17 protein-coding genes and 1 pseudogene are annotated in these 22,502 nt (G+C 62.8%); 8 read left to right on the forward strand and 10 right to left on the reverse strand.

What is annotated here, in order from left to right:
* Positions 1-125 precede the first annotated feature (125 nt).
* The 6 genes from ACPQ6D_RS00070 to ACPQ6D_RS00095 all read left to right on the forward strand — a co-directional run bounded on the left by ACPQ6D_RS00070 (position 126) and on the right by ACPQ6D_RS00095 (position 11,360).
* Complete coding sequence (locus ACPQ6D_RS00070; protein WP_423222241.1) at positions 126-3,992, forward strand: ABC transporter substrate-binding protein; 3,867 nt, start codon at positions 126-128, stop codon at positions 3,990-3,992.
* A 149-nt stretch (positions 3,993-4,141) separates the two neighbouring features.
* Positions 4,142-4,375 carry a hypothetical protein gene (locus ACPQ6D_RS00075; RefSeq protein WP_423222242.1) on the forward strand — a complete coding sequence of 78 codons (234 nt, stop codon included), beginning with the start codon at positions 4,142-4,144 and terminating at the stop codon, positions 4,373-4,375.
* Between the two features lie 310 nt (positions 4,376-4,685).
* Positions 4,686-6,722 carry a hypothetical protein gene (locus tag ACPQ6D_RS00080; RefSeq protein WP_423222243.1) on the forward strand — a complete coding sequence of 679 codons (2,037 nt, stop codon included), beginning with the start codon at positions 4,686-4,688 and terminating at the stop codon, positions 6,720-6,722.
* A gap of 124 nt (positions 6,723-6,846) precedes the next feature.
* Entirely contained in the window at positions 6,847-10,110 is a 3,264-nt protein-coding gene (locus ACPQ6D_RS00085; protein ID WP_423222244.1) for a transglycosylase domain-containing protein, read from the forward strand.
* 399 nt (positions 10,111-10,509) lie between these two features.
* On the forward strand, positions 10,510-10,935 hold the full coding sequence (locus ACPQ6D_RS00090) for a hypothetical protein (RefSeq protein ID WP_423222245.1): 426 nt from the start codon (positions 10,510-10,512) through the stop codon (positions 10,933-10,935).
* Positions 10,932-11,360 carry an HNH endonuclease gene (locus ACPQ6D_RS00095; protein ID WP_423222246.1) on the forward strand — a complete coding sequence of 143 codons (429 nt, stop codon included), beginning with the start codon at positions 10,932-10,934 and terminating at the stop codon, positions 11,358-11,360. Before ACPQ6D_RS00090 ends, ACPQ6D_RS00095 begins: the two co-directional genes overlap by 4 nt.
* A gap of 72 nt (positions 11,361-11,432) precedes the next feature.
* Here ACPQ6D_RS00095 and ACPQ6D_RS00100 read toward each other — a convergent pair whose 3' ends face one another.
* The 4 genes from ACPQ6D_RS00100 to ACPQ6D_RS00115 are packed head-to-tail and all read right to left on the reverse strand — an operon-like array spanning position 11,433 to position 17,151.
* Positions 11,433-12,596: a saccharopine dehydrogenase family protein gene (locus ACPQ6D_RS00100; protein WP_423222247.1), complete on the reverse strand. Its 1,164-nt coding sequence runs from the start codon at positions 12,594-12,596 to the stop codon at positions 11,433-11,435.
* Positions 12,593-14,599, reverse strand: coding sequence for an ABC transporter ATP-binding protein (locus tag ACPQ6D_RS00105; RefSeq protein WP_423222248.1), 2,007 nt, complete (start codon positions 14,597-14,599; stop codon positions 12,593-12,595). The genes ACPQ6D_RS00100 and ACPQ6D_RS00105 overlap by 4 nt, the downstream gene beginning before the upstream one ends.
* On the reverse strand, positions 14,596-16,503 hold the full coding sequence (locus tag ACPQ6D_RS00110; protein ID WP_423222751.1) for an ABC transporter ATP-binding protein: 1,908 nt from the start codon (positions 16,501-16,503) through the stop codon (positions 14,596-14,598). The genes ACPQ6D_RS00105 and ACPQ6D_RS00110 overlap by 4 nt, the downstream gene beginning before the upstream one ends.
* A gap of 48 nt (positions 16,504-16,551) precedes the next feature.
* Positions 16,552-17,151 (reverse strand): MarR family winged helix-turn-helix transcriptional regulator, encoded by a 600-nt coding sequence (locus ACPQ6D_RS00115; RefSeq protein ID WP_423222249.1) that lies wholly within the window; start codon positions 17,149-17,151, stop codon positions 16,552-16,554.
* 184 nt (positions 17,152-17,335) lie between these two features.
* On the opposite strand from ACPQ6D_RS00115, the gene ACPQ6D_RS00120 reads away from it, so the two are divergent.
* Positions 17,336-17,611 carry an Lrp/AsnC family transcriptional regulator gene (locus ACPQ6D_RS00120; protein ID WP_423222250.1) on the forward strand — a complete coding sequence of 92 codons (276 nt, stop codon included), beginning with the start codon at positions 17,336-17,338 and terminating at the stop codon, positions 17,609-17,611.
* 15 nt (positions 17,612-17,626) lie between these two features.
* Here ACPQ6D_RS00120 and ACPQ6D_RS00125 read toward each other — a convergent pair whose 3' ends face one another.
* Positions 17,627-18,019, reverse strand: coding sequence for a hypothetical protein (locus ACPQ6D_RS00125; RefSeq protein WP_423222251.1), 393 nt, complete (start codon positions 18,017-18,019; stop codon positions 17,627-17,629).
* Between the two features lie 119 nt (positions 18,020-18,138).
* On the opposite strand from ACPQ6D_RS00125, the gene ACPQ6D_RS00130 reads away from it, so the two are divergent.
* Complete coding sequence (locus tag ACPQ6D_RS00130; protein ID WP_423222252.1) at positions 18,139-18,993, forward strand: VOC family protein; 855 nt, start codon at positions 18,139-18,141, stop codon at positions 18,991-18,993.
* 40 nt (positions 18,994-19,033) lie between these two features.
* Here ACPQ6D_RS00130 and ACPQ6D_RS00135 read toward each other — a convergent pair.
* From ACPQ6D_RS00135 to ACPQ6D_RS00155, 5 genes and pseudogenes are all read right to left on the reverse strand, one after another.
* Positions 19,034-19,444 (reverse strand): annotated as a pseudogene (locus ACPQ6D_RS00135) (AhpC/TSA family protein); the annotation flags it as partial.
* A 12-nt stretch (positions 19,445-19,456) separates the two neighbouring features.
* The gene (locus ACPQ6D_RS00140) at positions 19,457-19,591 is read right to left on the reverse strand and encodes a thioredoxin domain-containing protein (protein WP_423222253.1); all 135 of its coding nucleotides are present in this window, start codon (positions 19,589-19,591) and stop codon (positions 19,457-19,459) included.
* Positions 19,592-19,634: 43 nt separating this feature from the next.
* Entirely contained in the window at positions 19,635-20,306 is a 672-nt protein-coding gene (locus tag ACPQ6D_RS00145) for a hypothetical protein (RefSeq protein ID WP_423222254.1), read from the reverse strand.
* 546 nt (positions 20,307-20,852) lie between these two features.
* Entirely contained in the window at positions 20,853-21,410 is a 558-nt protein-coding gene (locus tag ACPQ6D_RS00150; protein ID WP_423222255.1) for a cohesin domain-containing protein, read from the reverse strand.
* 125 nt (positions 21,411-21,535) lie between these two features.
* The gene (locus ACPQ6D_RS00155) at positions 21,536-22,399 is read right to left on the reverse strand and encodes a 3-hydroxyacyl-CoA dehydrogenase family protein (protein WP_423222256.1); all 864 of its coding nucleotides are present in this window, start codon (positions 22,397-22,399) and stop codon (positions 21,536-21,538) included.
* Between the last annotated feature and the right edge of the window lie 103 nt (positions 22,400-22,502).

Here is a 22,502-nt window from a genome sequence, read left to right on the forward strand (position 1 = left end):
CGCCAGGATGTCGAGACGCAAAGGTTTCTCTTGGTATCTCCTGTGCGACTTTGCGTTGAGTAACGATCTTTACACCTGTGTCTCACACGTGCAGAGTATGCCCCTAGCGGAAGAAGATAGCATCCGTGCTTGCACCAGACCTTGCAGACGCCGCCGCGCCCACTCCTCCGCTGTTGATTCGCGTCCTCGGCCCACTTGAAATCTCCTGGCTTGGCCGGCCCCTGGCTATCACGCGCCGCCAGGCACGCGCGCTGCTCTTGCGCCTGGCGGCTCATCTGCAGCCGGCGGCGCGTGACGAGCTGCTCTTTCTCTTTTGGCCTGACGAGCGCCAGCCTGTGGCGCGGCGCAAATTGACTCATCTCCTCACCCATCTGCGCCGCGCCTTGCCCCATCCCGACCTGTTGCAATTGACCGATGACTTCGTCACCCTGAATCCGGCCCTGGTGTGGTCGGATGCGGCCGCGTTTGCCATCCTGTGCGCGACGCCAACCGGCGCAGGGCGGCGTGCGGCCTTGCGCCGGGCGCTTGAACTCTACCGTGGGCCTTTTTTGCAGGGACTTACCACGCCCGAAAGCATCGAGTATGAGCAGTGGCTGGCGCAGACGCGGGAATCGCTGCAGAGCGCGTACCGCGCTGCGGTCAGCGCTGTGCTCAGTCAGTGCCAGGCTGAGGGCGATTACGAAACCGGCATTTCCCTGGCGCAGCGCTCCCTGGCGCAGGATGACGCACGCGAGGAAACCCATCGCGCCCTGATGGTGCTCTACGCGCTCAACGGCAACCGGGATGCTGCTCTGCGCCAGTTCGAACGTCTTACGATCATCCTCGATCGTGAGTTGGGCGCACATCCCCTCGACACCACGCGCGCCATCTACCGCGCCATTCTCGACGGGCAGCTTGATCGGCTGGGGCCAGCCCAGACCCAACCAACCTGGGTGGCGCTGCCGGGTGGGGAGGCGCCATTGATTGGGCGCGACGGCGCGCTGCGCCAGCTGCAGCAGCAGTTTGCACGGGCAGAGCGTCGCCAGGGCAACGTGGTTTTGATCAGCGGGGAGCCAGGGATTGGCAAGACGCGCTTGATGCACGAGTTCGTCAACGCCGTCCGCAACCAGGCTGTGATCTTTGTGTGCGTTGGCAGCGCGCAGCGCAGTGAACATGCCCTTCCCTACCAGGTGGTCAGCGAGGCCTTGCGTTCTCTCCCCGATTTGCCCTCGCTCGTAACCCAGGTCGCCCCGGTGTGGCGGCAGCAGGCGGCGCGTCTGCTGCCGGAGCTTGCGTTCGATCAGGCCGCCGCGCCCTTGCCCGACCGCGCCGATCCGGCGGAGGCGCGGCTGCACCTGCTCAATGCCCTCAGCCAGATCGTTCTCCATCTGGCTGAAACCCGGCCGCTGATCCTGTGCCTGGATGATTTGCACTGGGCGGATGCGGCCACCCTCGACTGGCTGACTTACGTCGGTCGCCGGTTGTATGGCAGCCGCATTTTGATTGTGGCCACGCTGCGCCGTGAGGAAGCCGAACCACTGCATGAAGCGCGCCACAGCCTGGCCCGCGCCGGGGTTTTGACCGAGATTGACCTGGCCGCGCTGAATGCGCCGCAGGCGCGCGGCCTGGTGGAGTTTGTGACCGGATCGGCCGTTCCTTCTGACGTGATGGTTGCGCGCTTGCACCGGGCCACGGGCGGCAATCCATTCTTCCTTCTGGAGACCCTGCGCGCCTTGCTTGATGCCGGCAGCTGGCCGTCGGCCGAGACGGCGTCCCTTGAAAGCGACCTGCCGCTGCCGGACAACGTGCGCCAGGCGGTTGAGATGCGCCTGCAGCGGTTGACGCCGCTGGCGCGCCAGCTCCTGGAAGCCGCGGCTGTCCTGGGCAATGCCATGCGCCGCGATGTGTTGTTCCTGACCGCGGGCCGGGATGAACTGGAGTCCGTCAGCGCGACCGAAGAACTGTTCGCGCGGCAGTTGCTCGCCGAACAAGCGGCGGGGTGCCATTTTCTGCACGAACTGGTGCGCTCGGTGGTCTATCAGCGCCTGAGCGTGGGCCGGCGCCTGCTGCTGCATCACCGCGCGGCCGAAGCCCTGGAGAAGATCTTTGCGCCTGAGATCAGCGCGCTGATCCAGCATGACAAACCTGGCGCGGCGCCCAGGCGACCGGCGCGCGGGCAGGGTCTATCCGACGATGAGCTGCTGGCGGCGTTGGCGCGGCACCATACGACCGGCCGCCGCGACGATCAGGATACGGACAAGGCCGCGACCTACCTGCTGCTGCTGGGCGACCGCGCGCGTGGCCTGTTTGCACATCAGGCGGCTGTGGAGGCTTACGAGCAAGCGCTGGCGCTGCTGGAGCAGATGGGCGAATATGAGCAAAGCGCGCGTACGCTCATGAAGCTGGCTCTGACCCATCACACCGCGTTTCAATTTCCAGAGGCGCGCCTGGCCTACGAACGCGGGTTTGCAGCCTGGCAGCGCAGCAGCAGCCAGCCCCTGGCGCCGGCTGCACGCCAGCCGCAGACCTTTCACATCAACTGGACCGAGCCAACGGCCCTCGACCCGGCGCAAACCTGGGAGTTCTACTCCAGCGGCACGGCCGATCTGCTGTTCCGCGGCTTGCTCGAACGCACGCCCGACCTGGGGGTGGTGCCGGCGGCGGCGCGCGCGTGGGATGTGCGCGACGGCGGCCTGACCTATGTTTTCCACCTGCGCGAGGATGCACGCTGGAGCGACGGCCGCGCGGTCACCGCGGGCGATTTCGAGTTTGCCTGGAAACGCATTCTGGGCGGAATGCAACGTTCGCCCTTCTTAGGCCTGTCGTTTGACGACATCAAGGGCGCCGCGGCCTATCGCCAGGGAACGCTGGATAGCATAGATCAGGTGGGCGTGCGCGCGCTGGATGACCTGACGCTGCTGGTGGAACTGGAGCAGCCCACCAGCTACTTCCTGCAGTTGGTGGCCTGCAGCGCCTGGTTTCCGGCGCCGCAACACGTGGTGGAGAAACACGGCCCGGCCTGGACGCAGCCGGAGCATTTCGTGAGCAATGGCCCCTATCGCCTGGCTGCCTGGCAGCCGGGCCAGCGCCTCTCGTTGGTGCGCAACACGACCTACTTTGGCCGCTTTGCCGGCAACGTCGAACGCGTCGAACTGGCCCTGGGACTGAGCTACGAAGCCGGCCTGGCTGCGTATGAGGCCGATCAACTCGATGTGCTCAACCTGGAAGGCGCCTCACCTGGCATGCAAGACCGCGCGCGCCAGCGCTTTCCCGACGACTACGTGTCGTTGCCCACCCTGCGCTCGTGGATTTTGCAGTTCGATGCCTCGCGGCCGCCGTTCGACAATCCTCTCCTGCGCCGCGCCCTGACCCTGGCGCTTGATCGCACCTACCTGGCTGAGGTCGTGCAGCGGGGTTATGAATTCCCGGCCAGCGGCGGCTTCATTCCGCCCGGCATGCCCGGCCACAGTCCTGGCCTTGCCCTGCCGTATGACCCGCAGGCCGCTCGCGAATCCCTGGCCGCGGCTGGCTATCCGAACGGCCGCGGTTTGCCGCCCTTGGCGGGGCTTAGCCACGCCGGCACCGACCCGATCTGCCAGTACGCCCAGCAGCAGTGGCGCCAGCAGTTGGGCGTGCAGGTTGACTGGGACATCGTACCGGTCGCGCTGCTGGTGGAGCGCCTGCTGACCAGGCGGCCCGCGCTGCGCATCACCGCGTGGGCCGCGGACTTTCCCGACCCCGACAATTTCCTGCGCGAGGTGATCTTCCGCCGCATCTTCGGCGGCTGGCGCCATCCCCAGTACCAGGCCCTGGTCGAAGAAGCGCGCGTCACCCCGCGCCAGGACAAACGCATGCGCCTCTATCAGGCGGCCGAGCAGATTCTGATCCGCGAGGCCGCGCTGGCGCCGCTCCTCTACGCCCGCTACTCCTTGCTCCTCAAACCCCGCATCAAACGCTTCCCCACGTCCGCGCTCGAATGGTGGTTCTGGAAAGATGTCCTCATCGAGCCTTGACCTGTCGCCAAACTGCCCCAAAACTCGCTGATCTTTGCCCCGAAAAACACCGGTTTGTAGCCAGTTTGTAGCCACCTCCGCGCTATACTACATTGTGGTTTGTGGCAACGTTGACCTGTTCAGTCTGGGCCAGCGCGGAGGAGGAGACTATGTTTCCCGCTTCTAAATACGTCTCGTTCATGGTGCGCCTCTGGTGGGATGACCAGACCCAGTCTGAGGACTGCTGGCACAGCGAGGTCGAGCATGTGCAAACTGGGGAACGCTGGCAGTTTGACGATCTGGAGCAATCGCTGCGCTTTTTGGCGCAGATGGCTGAGCGGCTCGAACCCGCGGGGACTTCCCCACCAACTCTTCCCCCTGATGTTAGCCTACTGACCCCCTGAGGTCGTGCAGGGCCGCTCCCGGCCTCTGCTCCCAGACTCTCTCCCGTCTGGGCGGGCGATGATATTCGTGGCCGTTTTCCCCCTACCTGCCGCCCGGGAAACAGACCACGAATGGCATCGAGCTTCTAAGAAATGGGCCGCTGTCCCTTGCCAGCAGCCCATGAGTTTGGCGTCCGGCCTCGGGGTTTTCCGCCGATCGAGAGGACGAGCTGCTCCCTGGCTCGCCCTCTCGATTCTTTTTTCAGCCCAGCGCTCATCGCGCCAGCGACCCGCTTTGTCAGTCCGGCCGCGCCGCGGTACAATGCACCCCATGTCAGTTGACACGTCATCTTCCAGGCGCTTGCTGTGGTCCCTGCGCGGCCTGACCCTCACCCTGCTGATCTTGCACCTGGCCGCGCCGCGGCTTGGCGAATCCGCAGCCTGGGGCCTCTGGCCGATCACCTTCTTTGCCCCAGCCGTGCGCGGGGCGCTGGCGCTGCTGGTGGCGGCGCTGTGCATCCCCGCGGTGACGGATCGCTTGCTGAAGGTTATGGCATCCCGCTTTTTCACCGAAAGGGCGCCAGGCGCAGCCGCGCCCACGCGCTGGTTCATCGTCCTGGCCCTGCTCTCTATGCCCCTTTTTTGGGCCTTGCGCCTGGTGCACACGCGCTGGGGCGACGCCTACATCCTCACCAACGCCATTCCCTTGCCCGACCCTGCCCTGCGCCTGGTCTACACCTGGCAGGCGCCCTTGACCGTCTTCTGGCACGCGAAACTGTGGGCGCTCGGGCAGCGTCTTTGGCAATGGCCGGACGCCTTTCCCGCGTACGCCATCACCAGCGTGGCTGCGGGCGCGGTCTACGTCTTCGTGGTGCTTCAATTGGCCTGGGAAGTGGGCCGCCGTCGCGGCCAACGCTTGCTCGTGGCCGGTCTTTTGCTTAGCCTGGGCGCCATGCAGCTCTTCTTTGGCTATGTCGAGAACTATACGCTGCCCGCGGTCGCCATCATGATCTATCTGTGGCTGGCCGCGCGCACTCTGGCGGGCAAGACGCCGCTGTGGGCTGCGGCCGCGGCCCTGGGCCTGGCCAATGCCTTGCACCCATCCACGCTCAACCTGGCGCCGTCGCTGTTGATTCTGACAGCGGCCAGCGCCCGGCGCATCGGCTGGCCGCGTGCGCTGCTGCAGACGGCCGTTCCCTTGCTGCTGATCGGCGCGGGCGTGATCGCGTTCATGCAGGCCGGCGGCCACGGCATTCAAGCGCTGCTCACCAGCGACCGCCCGGGCGGCGGCGATGCGCGCTGGCTGGTGCCGCTGTGGACCACCAGCACGCGCTGGGAACATTACACCATGTTCTCCTGGGGACACCTGGTGGACATCGTCAACCAGCAGCTGCTGAGCGCCCCGGTCAGCCTGGCGGTTGTGCTGCTCTGCTTGGGCTTTTGGCGTCAGACTCGCCATCTGACCCGACCCGCCGTCGGTCACACTTCCGATGCGACAGTCGCGCCTGACGCCGTAGTTCACACCCCCGGTGTGACAACCGCACCTGACGCCGTAGGTCACACCCCCGGTGTGACAACCGCACCTGACGCCGTAGGTCACACCCCCGGTGTGACAACCGCACCTGACGCCGTAGGTCACACCCCCGGTGTGACAGTCGCACCTGACGCCGTAGGTCACACCCCCGGTGTGACAACCGCACCTGATGCCGTAGGTCACACCCCCGGTGTGACAACCGCACTTGACGCCGTAGGTCACACCTCCAGTGTGACAGTCGCACGCGACGCCGTAGGTCACACCTCCGGTGTGACAGTCGCACATGACGCGGCAGGTCACGCCCCCGGTGTGACAGTCGCACTTGACGCGGCAGGTCACACCCCCGGTGTGACAACCGCACCTGATGCGGCAGGTCACACCCCCGGTGTGACAACCGCACCTGATGCCGTAGGTCACACCTCCGATGTGACAACCGCACCTGATGCCGTAGGTCACACCTCCGATGTGACAACCGCACTTGACGCCGTAGGTCACACCCCCGGTGTGACAGTCGCACGCGACGCGGGCGATGCGGCTCCTAAAGAAGGTCCAGGTCCCGCCGCTGCGACCTATGTGCGCTTTCTCGCCGTGGCAGCCGCCGGCAGCCTGCTCTTCATCCTGCTCTGGAATCCGGACTACGGCGGCCAACGTGACTGGGACCTGTTCAGCCTGAGCAGCCTGCCTTTGACCGCGCTGGCTGGCGTGCTGCTGGGCCAGGTGTTGACCGAGGAACGCGCACGGCTGGAAGCGGCCCTGCCGCTGATTGCTGTTTCCGTTTTCCATACCGCAGCCTGGGTTTTTCAAAACACACAGCCGTGGGAGTGGCCGAAGTAAATGCAAAGCGCAGAGTACAAAGTGCAAAGTACCCGTTATCCGGTTGAGTGCGCATGCCTTCGCGCGCAGCTGCTTTGTGCTTTGCACTCTGTACTTTGCACTCTGTGCTTTCAAGGAGTGAACGATGAGCCTACATGACGGCGATCGAAATCCGGGGCCGACGTCTCGGCCAGTGTCACCCAATTCAAGCCAGGGCCTGCCCGATTGGATGAGCTCGCCCGCGGAGCCGCCGCCAGTGTTGACGCGGTCGCCGGCCGGGGGAAATCCACCGCCGCGGCTGCCGGGCGGCCGCCAGGCGGCGCGTCCAGGCGGCAACGGCGCCGGTCGTGGACGGTTCGCCGACGGATTTCTGATCGCGCTCATCGTCAGCACCATCCTGGGCCTGTTGGTCACGGCCGGGGGCGCCATTGGCTACGTTCTGATCGCGTCTGATCTGCCATCGCCCGATGAACTCCAGGGTCGCGCGGCGCTCTTTGTCAGCACGCGCATCTTTGACCGCAGCGGCAAGCCCCTCAACGAGGTCTTTGATTCAGGATCAGGCCGCCGTTCTCTGGTCAAGCTCAATCAAATCGCGCCTGACCTGCTGCACGCCACCATCGCCACCGAGGACGCCAACTTCTACCTTCACCCTGGCGTAGACCCTGTCGGCATCGCACGCCTGGTCTGGCGGGCCGTTCGGGAGCGCGAGGCCGTCATTGGCGGTTCTACGATTGCGCAGCAGTTGGTCAAACTGGTGTTCTTGACGCCCGAACGCACGGTCACGCGCAAGGTCAAAGAAGCAATCCTGGCAGCCGAAATCACGCGCACCTATCCACGCGACCGCATCCTGGAAATCTACCTGAACGAGATTTACTACGGCAACGCCGCGTATGGCATCGAGGCGGCCGCGCAGACCTATTTTGGCAAGCCGGCCTCGGACTTGGCCCTGCCGGAAGCCGCCTTGTTGGCTGGTCTGCCGCAGGCGCCTGCCTTCTATGACCCTTACACCAATCCAACCGGGGCCAAGGCGCGCCAGGCCGTGGTGCTGCGCTTGATGGTCAAGGAAGGCTACATCACGCCGCAGGAGGCGGACGCAGCCTGGCTGGCTTGGGACGCGCAGCGTATCCCGCTCGTGCCGCTGCATTACACCTTCGAGGCGCCGCATTTTGTGGTCTACGTGCGTGAGCAGCTGGAGCGCGCCTACGGCCCAGGGATTCTGTACAAAGGCGGCCTGCAGGTTTACACCACGCTCGACAGCGATCTGCAGAAGCTGGCCGAAGAGACCGCACGCGCGCGTATTGCGCGCTTCACGCCGCAGCAGCACGTGACCAACGCCGCGTTGGTGGCTCTGCGGCCGCAGACCGGCGAAATCCTGGCGATGCTGGGCAGCGTGGATTTCAACGCGACCGAAATCTCCGGCCAGGTCAACGTCGCGATCAGTCCACGCCAACCAGGGTCGGCGGTCAAACCGCTGACCTACCTGACCGCATTTGCCTTGAGCCAGGACTGGTGGACGCCCGCAACCACCCTGATGGATATCAGCACGGAGTTTCCTGATGGCGCGGGCCGGCCGCCCTACGTCCCCAAGAACTACGATGACAAAGAGCATGGCCTGGTGACGGTGCGCAGCGCGCTGGCTAATTCCTATAATATCCCGGCCGTCAAGGCCCTGCAGCATGTCACAATCCCACGCCTGATCGAAACCGCCGAGCGCATGGGGATCAAGAGCTTGACCGGCGGCGACTTCGGTCTGTCGCTGACCCTGGGCGGCGGCGAGATGACGCTGCTGGAACTGACAGGCGCGTACGCAGTGTTGGCAAATCAGGGCATCCGCGTGCCGTCCGTGGCGATTCAGTGCGTGATCGGGCCTGATGGGCAGCTGCTGGGCCAGGGCGTCGAAGAGGTCAGCGCCGCGCCCTGCCAAGAGGCAGCAAACCGGCCGCACGGCGCGCTGCTCATCGAACCGCAGTCCGGACAACGGGCTGCGCCCGCCACCTACGCCTATCAGATCACCTCGATCCTGGCGGACAATGAGGCCCGCACGCCCGCGTTCGGTCCCAACAGCGTGCTGCGCCTGCCCGGCGACCGCCCGGCCGCAGTCAAGACCGGCACCACGAACGATTTTCGCGATAACTGGACCGTGGGTTATACGCCCGATTTGACGGTGGGCGTGTGGGTGGGCAACAGCGATGGCACGCCCATGCGCGGAATCAGCGGCGTGGCCGGCGCGGGGCCGATCTGGAACAGCTTCGTGGTTGCGGCGCTCAAGGACAAGCCGCCGTTGCCCTTCCCCGCGCCGGCCGACATCGAGTTGATCGAGGTGTGTGCGGATTCAGGCACGGTGCCCAGCGCAAGCTGCCCGGCGCGCCGCGCCGAGGTGTTCGTCAAGGGGCGCGGGCCGTTGAGCGCCGAGTTCGACATTCACCGCAAGGTGCGCATCTTCAAGGTTGGCGATCAGGAATACCTGGCGCCGCCCGAATGTCCCGATCAACTGGTGGAGGTGCGTGACTACACCGTCTACCCGCCAGAAGGGCGGCAGTGGGCGATTGACCACGGCATCCCGCAGCCGCCCACGGAGGTGGCGACCAACTGCCAGGCGCCGGACATCTTCATCCAGCAGCCGGCCGAGGGGGAAACGGTGGCTGGGCTGGTCACGCTGGTGGGCAAGACCGCGCTGCCTGATTTCGATCGCTACGATGTGGAATACGGCGAGGGCCACGATCCTCTTGGATGGGGACATGTGGATGGCCCCTTCTTCACGCCGGTGGATGGCGGCCCGCTGGCAACCTGGGACACGGCCACCCTTGCGCCTGGCCCGTTCACGCTGCGCATCCGCGTGTGGGACCGCAGCGGTCGTGAGTTCGAGGCGCGCGTGCGGCTGTTTGTTGGCGCCGCGCCGCCCACGCCGACACCCGCAGTCACGAGCACGCCGACGCCGGAGATCCTGCCGACGGCCACGCCCACCGCTGAACTGCTGGCTACTGCGACGCCCACACCGGAGTTTTTCCCGACCCCCACGCCCACCGCGCAGATTCCCACGCCAGGGCTGCCAACCGACACGCCCACGCCTGAAGTCACGCCCACGCCGCCGCCGGGCGATGAGCTGGTATTGCGCCTGGACCAGCCGCAGGATGGGGACACCGTGCGCGGCGTGGTAGACATCATCGGCGCCGCGTATGGCGCGGCGTTCGCCAGCTACCGCGTGGAACTGGGGCAGGCGCCTGATCCCTTCGTGTGGCTGCCATTGACTGTGGACGTGACGACGCCGGTTGAGCCGTCAGGCGTGCTGGCGTCCTGGAACACGACGACCATTGCCGACGCCACCTATATCCTGCGCCTGGTTGCCACGCGCCAGGATGGCAGCCAACTGGAGGTGCGCATCCGGGTCAGCGTGCAGAACGCATCGTGAGCGCACGTCCGGAGTTCGAGGGGACTGCGACGCTGCAAGCATAAAAGGGGCGGCGATCTTGTTGGTTGCGCCTGCACCAATTCGATTGTGCAGAGGCAAGGCGCGTGGTACAATCCAACCGATCAATGCCTTCCGATGATCATGTTTGAGGCTTACTTAGATAGGCGCCGGGTAACTGCTTAGACGGCGCGTCGTCGCAAGCAAGAGCGATTGAAATCGCACCTGATGGGCGTACCGCCGGGCGTCTACCTGCGTAGACGCGATGCCGCTCGTCGAAGTCCCTGCGGCGGCGCGCCCTTTCGGTCCAATTCATTCGGCGACTGCAGTCGGTGCAGGATGCCTGAGTAATTGCGGCGCCGGTGCGAATGTCTATGACAGGAAGTGTGGGGAAGATGAACCATGAGCACAGCAATGGCAACTGTCACGATTGATCTGCCGATCTCGGTTTATGAACGTTTGCAGCAGGCGACACGCCAACAGAGTCGCTCCGTGCCAGAAATCGTACGGGACATGGTGCTGCGGGACATACCGTCACTTCCGTCGCTGCCACATGACTTCGAAGCTGAATTGGATGCCTTCGAGCGTCTTTCAGATGATGTGCTATGGTTGATTGCGCGCAGCACCTTGTCTAGATCAGATCAGCGCGCCTTTGCAAGGTTGAATCGTTTGGCCCAACAGCGATCATTGAACGTCTCTGAGCAGGCCAGGCAGCAGGCTTTGACGGAGATCTATGACCGCACGCTTGTGCGTCGAGCGCATGCGTCTGTCATCCTCAAGAGGCGCGGGTATGATCTCACTGATCCGGATAGTTTGCGATCATCATGAGTCAAGCTCACGTATCTCCCGAACAGTGGCAGAGGATCGCAGCTGATGCGCAGCATCGCTGTGGATATTGCCAGACCCAAGAGGCAATCGCCGGTATGCCGTTTGAGATCGAGCACATTGTCCCGAGAAAGCTGGGCGGCTCATCAGACGAAAGCAACCGGTGGCTTGCCTGCCCTCGCTGTAATCGCTTCAAGGGCGATCGCACGCACGGTTTGGATACAGTGACCCAGGCCACAGCACCTCTGTTCAATCCACGCCGGCAGGTTTGGCAGGATCATTTTGCTTGGGCAGACGGCGGCGTCACGATCGTGGGACTGACTCCCACCGGTCGGGCTACGGTATACGTGCTGCAAATGAACAATCCTTACGTTACTCGCGCCCGATACGTTTGGGTGGCATGGGGATGGCACCCGCCTCGCGATTAGGCCGGCATAGGGCCGCTAGAGGCGGACGCGGCCTGATGCCGGTATGCAGCAAATCCCGTAGATCCAGACAACTTAACCCTGGCGGCAGTTCACTCCACGCGCGACCAGGTGCGCCAGCACGCGCTGGAAGCAGGCGGTGTCCGCGCCGACCATTTCTGGTGGGCAGATGCCTGCGCGCGTGAAAGTTCCATCCAACACCAGGCGCGCGACGCCGGTGCAGGTGTAGCCGGTGGTGCGCGCCATCGAAGAGACGCCGCTCAGCGGGTCGGTCTGATCGTACAGGTGATACGTGTACGTCTGCGGCTGACCCGCTTCCGTCCCGCTGATACGCACACGCATGATCGTGAACTCTGGTTCGTTGGCGTCCAGGCGCCATTGTTCCAGCAGCAGCGCCGCGGTGACATCGAGGGGGCGCACCTCCACACCGTGGACCAATCGCGGTGCGGCGTCGAAGAAGCCGCTCGCGCGCAGCACCCGGATCAACTCGATGTGACCGGGATAGCGCAGCGTTTTTTCGACCATATTGGGCGCCGGAATGGTGCGCAGCAGCGTGCGCAGGCCATCGGTGTTGAAAGCCTCCAGCACGCCCACCGGTTCAAGCGTCACGAGTTCGGCATCCGAGAGCGCAGGTTTGACCACGATCTCGCCGTTGACCACCATGCGCGCTGGTCTCGTGTACTCCTCGATGACATCAATCGGGGAAAAGGGGGCTTTGTACGCCCAGGGCCACACCCGACCGACCGGCAGCCCCCCCACCAGGCATTCGAACGATTCGACGTTCATGTGCGCGTGGTGATAGCCCAGGATGAGGTTGCCCAGGCCTGGCGCCACGCCGCAATCCACGACCGCTGTGACTCCGTGTTGGCGAGCCAGATCGTCCAGCGCGAAGGGGTCCTCCGGGAAAAAGGAAATGTCCACGATATTTTTGCCCGCGGCGATGACCGCGGCCAGGGTTTGGTAGCCCAGGAACCCAGGCACGGCCCCAATCACCAGGTCTGCATCCGCCACGGCCTGGCTCACGGCTGTCGAATGAGCCAGGTCGGCCGGCCTAAAAGCCAGCGGGTAGCGATCGGTCAGGGCCGCGCCGCGCGCGCGATTCGCATCCACCACCGTGACGGCAAAATCATGGCACAGGTCGGCGGCCATTGCGCCGCCGACCATGCCTGCGCCTAAGACAACCACATGCTTCATTTGGTCCGCCTCGCCGCTCAGTACGCGCCTTAGAGCGCTCGTCATGCCGGCACCGAGGCCAGCCCCTTGCCATTCGGGCCTGGCGGCGTCACCACTGGCTGTTCCACGACCATTTGCTCCTCGCGGCGGAATTGACTCATGTAAAGATCGTAGTAGACCCCACCCTTCGCCAACAGTTCGTCGTGTTTGCCTCGTTCGACGATTTCGCCCGCGGCCAGCACCAGCACCTGATCGGCATTGCGAATCGTGCTCAGGCGATGGGCAATGACGAAACTGGTGCGCCCGGCCAACAGTTTGTTCAGCGCGGCCTGAATCTGGCGCTCCGTGCGGGTGTCCACGCTCGAAGTAGCCTCGTCCAGGATCAGAATGCGCGGGTTGCTCAGCGCGGCCCGGGCAATGGCCAGGAGCTGGCGTTGGCCCTGGCTGAGGCCGCTGCCGCGCTCGCCGAGCAAGGTCTGATAGCCATCCGGCAGGCGCTCGATGAACTGGTTGGCCTGCACCAACTTGGCCGCGGCAATCACCTCGTCATCGCTGGCCTCCGGCTTGCCATAGCGGATGTTGTTCATCACCGTGTCGCTGAACAGGAAGGTGTCCTGCAGAACGATGCCGATTTGGCGGCGCAGGCTGGCCGCGGTGACGTCGCGCACATCAATGCCGTCAATGCGCACCGCGCCGTCGGTGACATCGTAGAAGCGCGGCAGCAAGTTGATGATGGTGGTCTTGCCTGCGCCGGTGGGGCCGACAATGGCAATCGTCTGGCCTGGCTCGGCTGTCAGGCTGACATTCTGCAGCACAGGGATGCCCTTTTTGTAAGCGGCATGTACGTGATCGAACTCCACACGCCCTTGGATGGCCGGCAGCGGTTGGGCGCCCGGTTTGTCGAACACCTCGGGCGCCTGGTCGAGCAGGCCAAAGATGCGCTCGCCGCCGGCAATCGCGCTCTGGATGTTGGTCCACAGCACGGATACCTGCTGGATGGGCTGATTGAAACGCTGCACGTAATTCAGGAAGGTGACGATCAGGCCCAGGGTGACGGTGGCGCCCATCAGGTTATTGCCGCGCAGCAGAGCCAGGCCGCCCACGCCGGTCACGATGGCAATGGCGACATAGCCCAGCGCTTCGAGGGTTGGCGCAAGCGCGCTGGTGAAGGCCACGGCGCGCACGTTCGCATCGCGGTTGGCCGCGTTGGTGACGCGGAACTGGTCAATGTTCTCTTGTTCCCGGTTGAACGCCTGCACCTCGCGCACGTTGGCAATGGACTCTTGCAGGTCCGCGTTGACATTGCCAATCTCCTGGCGACTGCGGCGGAAAGCCTTGCGCGCCTGACCGGAGAACCAAAGCGTTGCCACGATCATGAACGGCAGCACCGCCAGGGAGATCAGGGCATAGGCCCAGCTCAAGGCGAGCATTTTATACATGACCCATACGATCAGGAGGATGCCGCTCAGCACGTTGACCAGGGCAAAGCTGAACACCTGCTGGATCGTGTCAATGTCATTGGTGACGCGGCTCATGATCGCGCCGGCCTCATGCTCGGCATAGTAGTTGAGCGATAAGCGGTGCACCTGCGCGAACAGGTCATCGCGCATCTTGCGCAGCACGTGATTGCCAGACCATGACATGGCGTAGAACTGCAGGCCGCCGGTGATGGAGCCGGCAACATACAGACCGACCACCAATAGAATCACACGCCCCAGGCCGGCCACTGTGTCAGCCGTGCTGCGTGTGGCGGCGTCGGTGGTGTCGAACCAACAGGTGCTCTTGGCGGCCTGCGTTTGCTGACCAGCAAAGCCACTGGCGCCTGCCGCGCCGCCCGTCAACCGGGCGCTGGCCGCCGGCGTCAGGTAGCAGTCCACCGCCTGACCGATCAACTCGGGCGCAGTCACTTGCGCCCAGGTGCCAGCAATGACCAGCGCAGCAACCAGCAGCAGGATAGGCCAGAAGGCCTTGAAATAGACCGCAAAACGGCGCAGGGTGGCCCCGACGCGCTGTGGCTTGAGCGTCTCGCGCTCCAGGAGGGCGCGCGGCCCCCCAGGTCCTCCCATCATCGTAGTGTCTCCTTATTCAGCGTGGCCGTTTCTAGCCGCGCGGGTGGTTCGTCGGCCAGGGCCACATCGCTCACCAGCTGCGAATGATAAATGTCAGCGTAGAGGGGGCTGTTTTCCATGAGGTCCTCGTGTTTGCCGCGGGCGACGATGCGTCCCTTTTCCAGCACCAGGATTTGATCGGCGTTCACCACGGTCGTGATGCGCTGGGCAATGACGAAGCTGGTGCGGCCGTGCATCAAACCGGTCAATGCCTGCTGAATCTGAAACTCAGTCTGCAGGTCAACCGAACTGGTGGAATCGTCCAGGATCAGCAGGCGCGGGTTGAGCAGCAGCGCGCGTGCGATGGCAATGCGCTGTTTCTGTCCGCCGCTCAGGGTCGTTCCGCGTTCGCCCACCGGGCTTTCGTAGCCAGCCGGAAAGCTCATGATGAAGTCGTGCGCCGAGGCGGCTTTGGCCGCGGCCGTGACTTCTGCCAGCGTAGCGTCGGGGCGACCAAATGCGATGTTCTCGCGAATCGTGCCGCTGAAGAGGTTGGTCTCTTGCAGCACAATGCCGATCTGCGAGCGCAGAGAATCGAGCGTCACATCCCGCAGGTCATACCCATCAATGCGCACATGCCCTTCGTTGACGTCGTAGAAGCGCGGCAGCAGGTTGATGATCGTAGTCTTGCCGCTGCCGGTCGCGCCAAGCAGGGCGACGGTTTCGCCGGGCTGCGCTTCGAAGCTGACATGCGAGAGCACCGGTTCTCCGCTTTCAAAATAGCGAAAGGTGACATCTTCGAAGGTGACATGGCCCTGCACATGAGGCAAGACGATCGCGCCTGGCTTGTCGGCCACATCATTCTTGGCATCGAAAATCTCGAAAATGCGCGCTGCCGACGCGCTGGCTTGAGACATCTGGCTGATGATGAAGCCCAACTGGCCGATGGGAAAGAAGACGTAGACCAGGTAGAGGCTGAACTTCTGCCATTCGCCAAAGCTCAGGGTGCCGTCAATGATCTGTTTGCCGCCAAAGTAGAGCACGGCGGCCTGCCCCAGGTTCGCAATCAGGAAGACGACGGGGAAGAGGAAGGAGAAGACGCGTGAGACCTTGATGCTCTGCGCCATCAGGCTAGTCGCCGCCGCATCGAACTTGCGTTCTTCATCCGGTTCGCGCGCAAACGACTTCACCACCTTGATGCCGGCCAGGTTTTCCTGGAGCACGGTGTTGAGCCGAGACAGACGTTTTTGCACTTCCGCAAACAGCGGCTGACTAATCGCGCCGAACACCATGAACAAAAGGAGCGCGACCGGCAGCACCGGCAGCACGACCAGCGTTAGTTTGAGATTGGTGGTCGCCAGAATGATCAGGGTCGCCGTGAGCAGGACGAATGCCTGCAGCGCGAGGAGAAGACCCTGTCCGATGAAGAGACGCACTTTTTCCACATCATCCGTGGCGCGAATCATCAACTGCCCGGTCTGGTTGCGGTCATGGTAGCTGAACGACAACCGCTGAATCTTGGCGTAGAGGTCATTGCGGTAATCAAAGGCAATGCTCTGCGATACTCGTTCTGACGTATAGGCCTGCGCAAAGGCAAACATCCCGCGCATGACGGCAAAGGCGACGATGAGCAAAATGGCGCTGACCAGCACCTTCTCGCCCCCATCGCGATAGGTGACTAGCTGCTCAGGCGTCCAGCCCAGGCGCTGTAAGGCCGTGGTCAAGAAGGCCGCCGGCACCTGCGCCAACTGCTTGGCGATAAGACCCTTGGTGACGGCGTCAATGATGTTTTGCACCAGTTGGGGGACGGCCAGTTGAGCGCCGGTTGAAATGAAGAGGAACAAATAAGCGAGCGCCGTCAGGCGTTTGTAATGTCCCAGGTATTTGATGGCGCGGCCCAGTCCCCCTTTGGCCGGCATGTCCATCCGCACCTTGTGTCGTTTGACAAGTCGTGTTTGCACACAAATCTCCTTCTAGCCTGCAGGGTGCAATCTGGTGGATTGCGTTTCCACGGGCGGGTTGCTTACGAGAGCGTCGTTGTCACAGGCGCTGGCCGCGGCCTGTTTGAGAAGTGATCGCCGTAGGCGCATCAACAGCCCTAACAAAGTCTCTGTTTCTTGCGCACTCAGATCGGCGCACAATTGATTGAGGAAGGCGACATGCGCCGGCGCGCTTTCTCGCACCTGTGCGCGGGCGAGTTCGGTCAGGCGAATGGTGAATGAGCGCCGATCATGCTGGTCAAGCTGGCGTTCAATGAAGCCCTGTTCCTCCAGCCCACGCAACAAAGAACTGACCGTGTTCTTGCTGACGGATTGGTGCCTGCTCAGCACGGAAGGGGACAACCCGTTGGTGTTGCCATTCATCTCCGCCGCGTACAGGTGCATTAGCACCCCCCAGCGTGGTCCGGATAGCTGATCGTCGCGCAGACGCTCCGAAAAAATGACATCGTACAGATTGTTGACGATACGCACGGCGCGCAGCAACTGCACACCGCCAATCGTTTCGATGCCGTGCTGATGCATCAGTTGGCGGAAGCTTAGATCGTCAGGTTGAAATGATGGATCGTGATTCATGGCTCCTTTGCAAAGAGAATCAACGTGAAATGAGTGATTAGTAACATATCGAACTATTCCAAGCCGGACAAGTTTCCGACTTAACCATCGCTAATGATGTAGCTCATCTTCCAATGTGTGGTATAATCACGTGGCCGCCGCCGGCTGCATCCTCTACCATGCCGGTGACGCAAGAAAGGAATTCATGGTTACAGCCATTGTTCTCATCAACGTGGAGCACGGTCGCGTCAACGACGTGGCCGCGCAGTTGTTGACGCTGCCTGGCGTCACGGAGGTCTATTCGGTGGGCGGACGGTTCGACCTGGTCGCGGTGGCGCGAGTCAGAGACAACGATGCAATCGCCGACCTCGTCACCGATCACATGCTCAGGCTGAATTACATTCAGAGCACCGAGACCTTGATTGCGTTTCGGGCTTATTCGCAATATGACCTGGAGCGTATGTTTGCCATCGGGATGTAAGGCTGGGGCGCGCGCTCACGGGACTCGACTGAGCAGTTTGACAAAGCCGGTGCTCACACTCTCGAACTCGCCCATCAGGTAGGCTTGACTGCCCCAGGCCAGGATCACGTCCCCGCCAGCGGCCAACGCGGCGGCGCGGCGCGCCCGCTCCAGCGTGGGGTTGGCGCGGCCGCCGACGGGCAGCGGCCCCACGGCAAGCCCAACCGCCGCCTGCCGCTGACTTGCCATTATGGCCGTGTTCAGCGCCCGGTTCACGCCGGCAGACAGGTGTTCACCAGGCTGCGGCGCCAGCGCGCATACGGCGGCGCCTTCGGTTGTCCACCACGCGCCGTCGGTCAGCGTTGCCATCAGCGCCTCTGCCTCCGCAGGCGGCAATCCTTGCAGCCAGAGGACCACGCCGTCGTTCATTCTGATCCTTTTTGACCTCTAATTGGGCAAAATCTACTTGACCTTGCCGGCCCTGGGAGCGACAATACGTTCCACCAATGCGCGTCGATGCGCCATCATTTTGCCACAGGAATCGAGTTATGAGCGAATTTGCCCTTGATCCCGCCGCCACTGTAGGTCCGGTTGCTCTGACCGTTCAATCCCTTGAGCGGACATTGTATCTATACCGAGATATCTTGGGGATGGAGGCGCTGCCCGCGGAGGATGCCGATCTGACGTTAGCCGTGGATGGCGTCCCTCTATTTCGGTTGACTGCCAACCGTGTGGCGCACAAACGTTCGCCGCGCACCACGGGGTTGTTCCATGCGGCCATCCTGACGCCCAGCCGTTTGGACCTGGCGCGCACGCTGATGCGCCTGTTCGAGTCTGATTATCCGCTGCAAGGAGCGGCCGATCACCTGGTCAGCGAAGCGCTCTATCTGGCCGATCCGGATGGCAATGGCCTCGAAATCTACGCTGACCGTCCGCGCGAGCAGTGGCCGTACGTCGGCCAACAGGTGCAAATGACGACTGATCCACTCGATATGGAAGGACTGCTGGCTCTGTTGAAAAAAGATAACCAGCGTTGGAAGGGGCTGGCGGCAGGCACGCACATCGGACATGTCCACCTGCAAGTGAATGATATTCGCCAGGCTGAGGCTTTCTATTGCGGCGTGCTCGGTTTTGACCTGACGCAGCGCTATGGCCCCAGCGCCCTTTTCGCGTCCGTTGGCGGCTATCATCATCACCTGGGGATGAACACATGGAACAGCCTGGGCGCCTCGCCGCCCCCGCTGGACACGATTGGCTTACGCTATTTTACAATCAACCTGCCCGATCCGGCTCAACGCCAGCGCGTGGCCGCCCGCCTGGCTGAGAAGCAGATTGAGTTTTCCGAGCGACCGGATGGTCTTTTCTTACATGATCCAGCCGGCAACGGGGTGTTGATCCAGTAAGACCACCGCCGAGCGTGCGTTACGCTCGGCGGTGATTTTTTCAAGCCTTGACCCTGGCTGCATCAATGGCCGCCAGAATTTGCTGCGGCTTAGGATGATCGCCAATGTGTTTGCTGTAGTACGCCAGCAGCAGACGCCCATCTGGGCCGACGATGAAGACGCCCGGCATCTGCCGCACATCACCCACGGGCGCGCCGCCCACGTGCCTGCCAACTACCAGGTCAACGCCGCTGGCCCATACCCCCGGCCCCATGGTTTCCAAGAGCCCGGCGCGACCCAGGCCATATGTCCGGTAGGCTTCTTGTTGTGGGTCCGAAAGCATGACCACGGCTGGCGCACGCGCAGCCCCAAACTCGGCTGCTTCCTCCGGTTCGCCCATCGTGACCGCGGCCAGCGTCACACCACGCTTCGTCAATTCTGGCTGAAGCTCAACCAACCTGGTGAGCATGAGGCGACAGAACGGTCAGCCAAAATGTCGTAAGAAAGCGAAGACAACCGGTCCCTCTTGCCACAGCGTGGAGAGATTGACGAACGAACCGCTTGTTGTTTGTACGGTCACATCGGGCGCCACATCGCCCACGTCTAATCGTTTTTGCATTGTTTTCCTCAAATCATCCGGAAGATCGTGTCTGCAACGAAGCCTAGGCCAACGTCAGGTGCAGGCTGAGTGGCTTTCCGTCCTGCCCGCGCACCTCTGCCTGAACCTGCCCGTCGCGATCGAGTTTGACTTCGCCCTGATTCCCCTGCGTGTCGCGCAGCTTTAGACTCCCGTGGGCACGGATGCGCCAGACGCCAATGCGCGGCGCCAACTCGCTGGTGATGATGCCAACGGCATCGGCCTGGTAGTCGCCGTCTGCGCTGGCAAAATGGAACACAGAGGGCGCCGGCATTCCAAGCCCGCGCAATCCCACGGTTGTTCCCGTAATTTCCTCATGGCCGCTGATCTCGCCAACGCCTGCCAGGGTGATCCGATAGCTAAAGCGCAGATAGGGCGTGCTGCTTTCGTACACCACATGCGTCAAGGCGCCGGTCGTTGGATCGAACAGGTCCACCGTTCGCCCAATCGCATCGAAGCGCGGTTGATAGCGGGCCGGCCCATAGCTTGATGAGGCCGCCGCGGCATAAAGACCGAAGTGCGCCAGGGCCGCTGCGGCGGCATGGGGCAGCTGCGCAGCTATTCCTGTCAGTAATTCAGTTTTGTGTAAGCGTCGGGCCACCCATTCGGTAATGGATGAACCTTGTTCAGGTAACTCATAGGACACCCGACTTTGGGGCGTGCCACTCAAAACCAGGTTTACGGATGCGATTGTCATGCTTTTGCCTTCCTATCCATGCCTTTGCCGTTTTCGACTGCTATTGTGCAAACATTATACATACATTGAACATACCTGTCAAATCGGCGCCACCTCACGTGACGCGGCCGCGCAGGCTGCCTGCATCCGAGCCGCCTGTCCGTCTGGGGTGCATTTCAGAATAGGGGCGTAGCCCCGGAGGGGCTTTCACCTCGTAGCCGGATGGCCTTTGGCCTCCGGCGGGGTTGGATGCCGCATCGCCTGCGCGCAACCAACCCCGCCCGACCGTGAACGGATCGGGCTACAAGGTGAAAGGCCCTATCGGGCCTGACACCCTGGCAGGGGCTTGAATCTCGTAGCGGGCGCATTTCAGTATCGCGGCGTAGCCCACAAAGGTTGGGCTTGGCAGCGGTTGCAGCGATCGTTCGGCTGAGCTCACGACGAAGCCTCAATCGCCCGACCCGCCCCCATTCTGAAATGCACGCGTCCGTCTGTAGGAAAAAGAAACGTCCCTGGCGTCACGGCCAGAGACGTTCGAGAGGTCATGGGTTGTCGAGTGTCTGGCGTTTACTTACGCACAGCAGGCAGCCAGAGGCGTGGGCCAGACCCGGAGCCGACGATGATCGAGCCATTGATCGCCGTCACGCCGCCATCCACAACCGCGCTGCGATCGGTGATGCGGACTTTGCTGAAGTTCAGGCTGCTCGTGCCGGCCTGCATGCCCTTGAACTGCACGCTGGCCAGGATGCCGCTGCCGTTTGGCCCATTGCCCGTGCCCAGGGTGTAGGCCGCAAAGCGCACCGTGCCCGTTGTGTTGTTGATGAGGGGACCGAGCAGGTTGGCTGAGTAGGTGCTGCTGCCGGTGAGCATAGGGCCGAGGGTCACGCCATTCGCCACTGCATTCACCACAGCCGGATCAAAGGCGATGATGAATTCAAACGCGCCCAGGTTTTGAGCATTGCTGATCTGAACGTTGACGCTGCCGGTATTGTTGACGGCGAGCGTCAAGGGGTTGGGTGTCAGGCTGATACTGGCTGCATTCGGCGCGCCGCCAGCGGCGCTGGCAGCGGTTATCACGGCGGCCAGCAGACAAAGCACCACGGCTACCACGGCAAATCGTCGCATCGTTGTCCTCCTTCAGTCGAGTATCGGCGCCAAGCGGGAATTAGCGCCCTCTGCCTTCAGCATGACGCCGCTGACGTCTGCGGTGTTACTGGGCGTACATCGCGCGGCCCACAGGCCATCCGGTGTCACCGGGATGAACCATACTCATAGAATCCACGCCCGCTCTTGCGGCCCAGGTGCCCGGCGCTGACGAGGCGGCGCAGCAGCGTGGGCGCCTTGAAGCGCGTTTCACCCAGTTCTTCGAACAGCACATCGGCCACGAAGAGCGTCGTATCCAGACCGACGAAATCGGAGAGCGTGAGCGGTCCCATCGGGTGGTTGGCGCCCATCATCATACCATTATCAATATCTTCGCGGCTGGCCAGGCCCTGCTCGTATACGCGAATACCATCCAACAAATATGGGATGAGCAGGCGATTGACGACGAAGCCGGGCGCATCTTTGGCCACGATCATCTTCTTGCCCATGCGCTCGCCCACGGCGCGCGCCACATCCAGCGTGGCATCGTCCGTTTGCACGGTGCGCACGAGCTCGAGCAACGGCATGACGGGCACGGGGTTAAAGAAGTGCATGCCGAGCACCTGTGTCGGTCGCCGCGTCGCCGCGGCCAGGTCAATCACAGAAATGGAGGAAGTGTTGCTGGCAAGGATCGTCGAAGCCGGGCAGATGCCGTCCAACGACCGAAAGATATCCTGTTTTAGCTCCATGTCCTCCGTGACGGCCTCGATCACCAGGTCGCAGACGGCCAGGCTGTCATCCAGGCCCACAGCGCCCGACATATTCGCCTGCGCCGCGGCCTTGTCGGCGGCGCTCAGCTTGCCCTTGGCAACCGCTCGTTCCAGGGATTGCTCGATGCGTTGCATGCGTGTCGTGAGTAACTGCTCAGTCTGCTCGCGTATCAACACCTGAAAGCCGCTCTTGGCTGCTACTTCAGCAATACCCGAACCCATGAGACCACAGCCAATGACGCCGATGGTTTTGACTTCCATGATTGGTTGAACTTGCTCCTTTGCCTTCATGACTTCTACGGGCGGGGTGCACCGTTTGATTATAGCAAACGTGCTTAGGCTTGGCAATTGCACCTCCAATGGC

The sequence above is a fragment of the Candidatus Amarolinea aalborgensis genome (assembly GCF_900491745.1).
Taxonomy (GTDB): domain Bacteria; phylum Chloroflexota; class Anaerolineae; order SSC4; family Amarolineaceae; genus Amarolinea; species Amarolinea aalborgensis.

Excerpts from the sequence above, each read along its gene's own strand:
- ACPQ6D_RS00075 (WP_423222242.1), top strand. The coding sequence starts at position 4,142 with ATGTTTCCCGCTTCTAAATACGTCTCGTTCATGGTGCGCCTCTGGTGG.
- ACPQ6D_RS00080 (WP_423222243.1), top strand. The coding sequence starts at position 4,686 with ATGTCAGTTGACACGTCATCTTCCAGGCGCTTGCTGTGGTCCCTGCGC.
- ACPQ6D_RS00085 (WP_423222244.1), top strand. The coding sequence starts at position 6,847 with ATGAGCCTACATGACGGCGATCGAAATCCGGGGCCGACGTCTCGGCCA.
- ACPQ6D_RS00090 (WP_423222245.1), top strand. The coding sequence starts at position 10,510 with ATGAGCACAGCAATGGCAACTGTCACGATTGATCTGCCGATCTCGGTT.
- ACPQ6D_RS00095 (WP_423222246.1), top strand. The coding sequence starts at position 10,932 with ATGAGTCAAGCTCACGTATCTCCCGAACAGTGGCAGAGGATCGCAGCT.
- ACPQ6D_RS00100 (WP_423222247.1), bottom strand. The coding sequence starts at position 12,596 with ATGACGAGCGCTCTAAGGCGCGTACTGAGCGGCGAGGCGGACCAAATG.
- ACPQ6D_RS00105 (WP_423222248.1), bottom strand. The coding sequence starts at position 14,599 with ATGATGGGAGGACCTGGGGGGCCGCGCGCCCTCCTGGAGCGCGAGACG.
- ACPQ6D_RS00110 (WP_423222751.1), bottom strand. The coding sequence starts at position 16,503 with ATGGACATGCCGGCCAAAGGGGGACTGGGCCGCGCCATCAAATACCTG.
- ACPQ6D_RS00115 (WP_423222249.1), bottom strand. The coding sequence starts at position 17,151 with ATGAATCACGATCCATCATTTCAACCTGACGATCTAAGCTTCCGCCAA.
- ACPQ6D_RS00120 (WP_423222250.1), top strand. The coding sequence starts at position 17,336 with ATGGTTACAGCCATTGTTCTCATCAACGTGGAGCACGGTCGCGTCAAC.
- ACPQ6D_RS00125 (WP_423222251.1), bottom strand. The coding sequence starts at position 18,019 with ATGAACGACGGCGTGGTCCTCTGGCTGCAAGGATTGCCGCCTGCGGAG.
- ACPQ6D_RS00130 (WP_423222252.1), top strand. The coding sequence starts at position 18,139 with ATGAGCGAATTTGCCCTTGATCCCGCCGCCACTGTAGGTCCGGTTGCT.
- ACPQ6D_RS00140 (WP_423222253.1), bottom strand. The coding sequence starts at position 19,591 with ATGCAAAAACGATTAGACGTGGGCGATGTGGCGCCCGATGTGACCGTA.
- ACPQ6D_RS00145 (WP_423222254.1), bottom strand. The coding sequence starts at position 20,306 with ATGACAATCGCATCCGTAAACCTGGTTTTGAGTGGCACGCCCCAAAGT.
- ACPQ6D_RS00150 (WP_423222255.1), bottom strand. The coding sequence starts at position 21,410 with ATGCGACGATTTGCCGTGGTAGCCGTGGTGCTTTGTCTGCTGGCCGCC.
- ACPQ6D_RS00155 (WP_423222256.1), bottom strand. The coding sequence starts at position 22,399 with ATGGAAGTCAAAACCATCGGCGTCATTGGCTGTGGTCTCATGGGTTCG.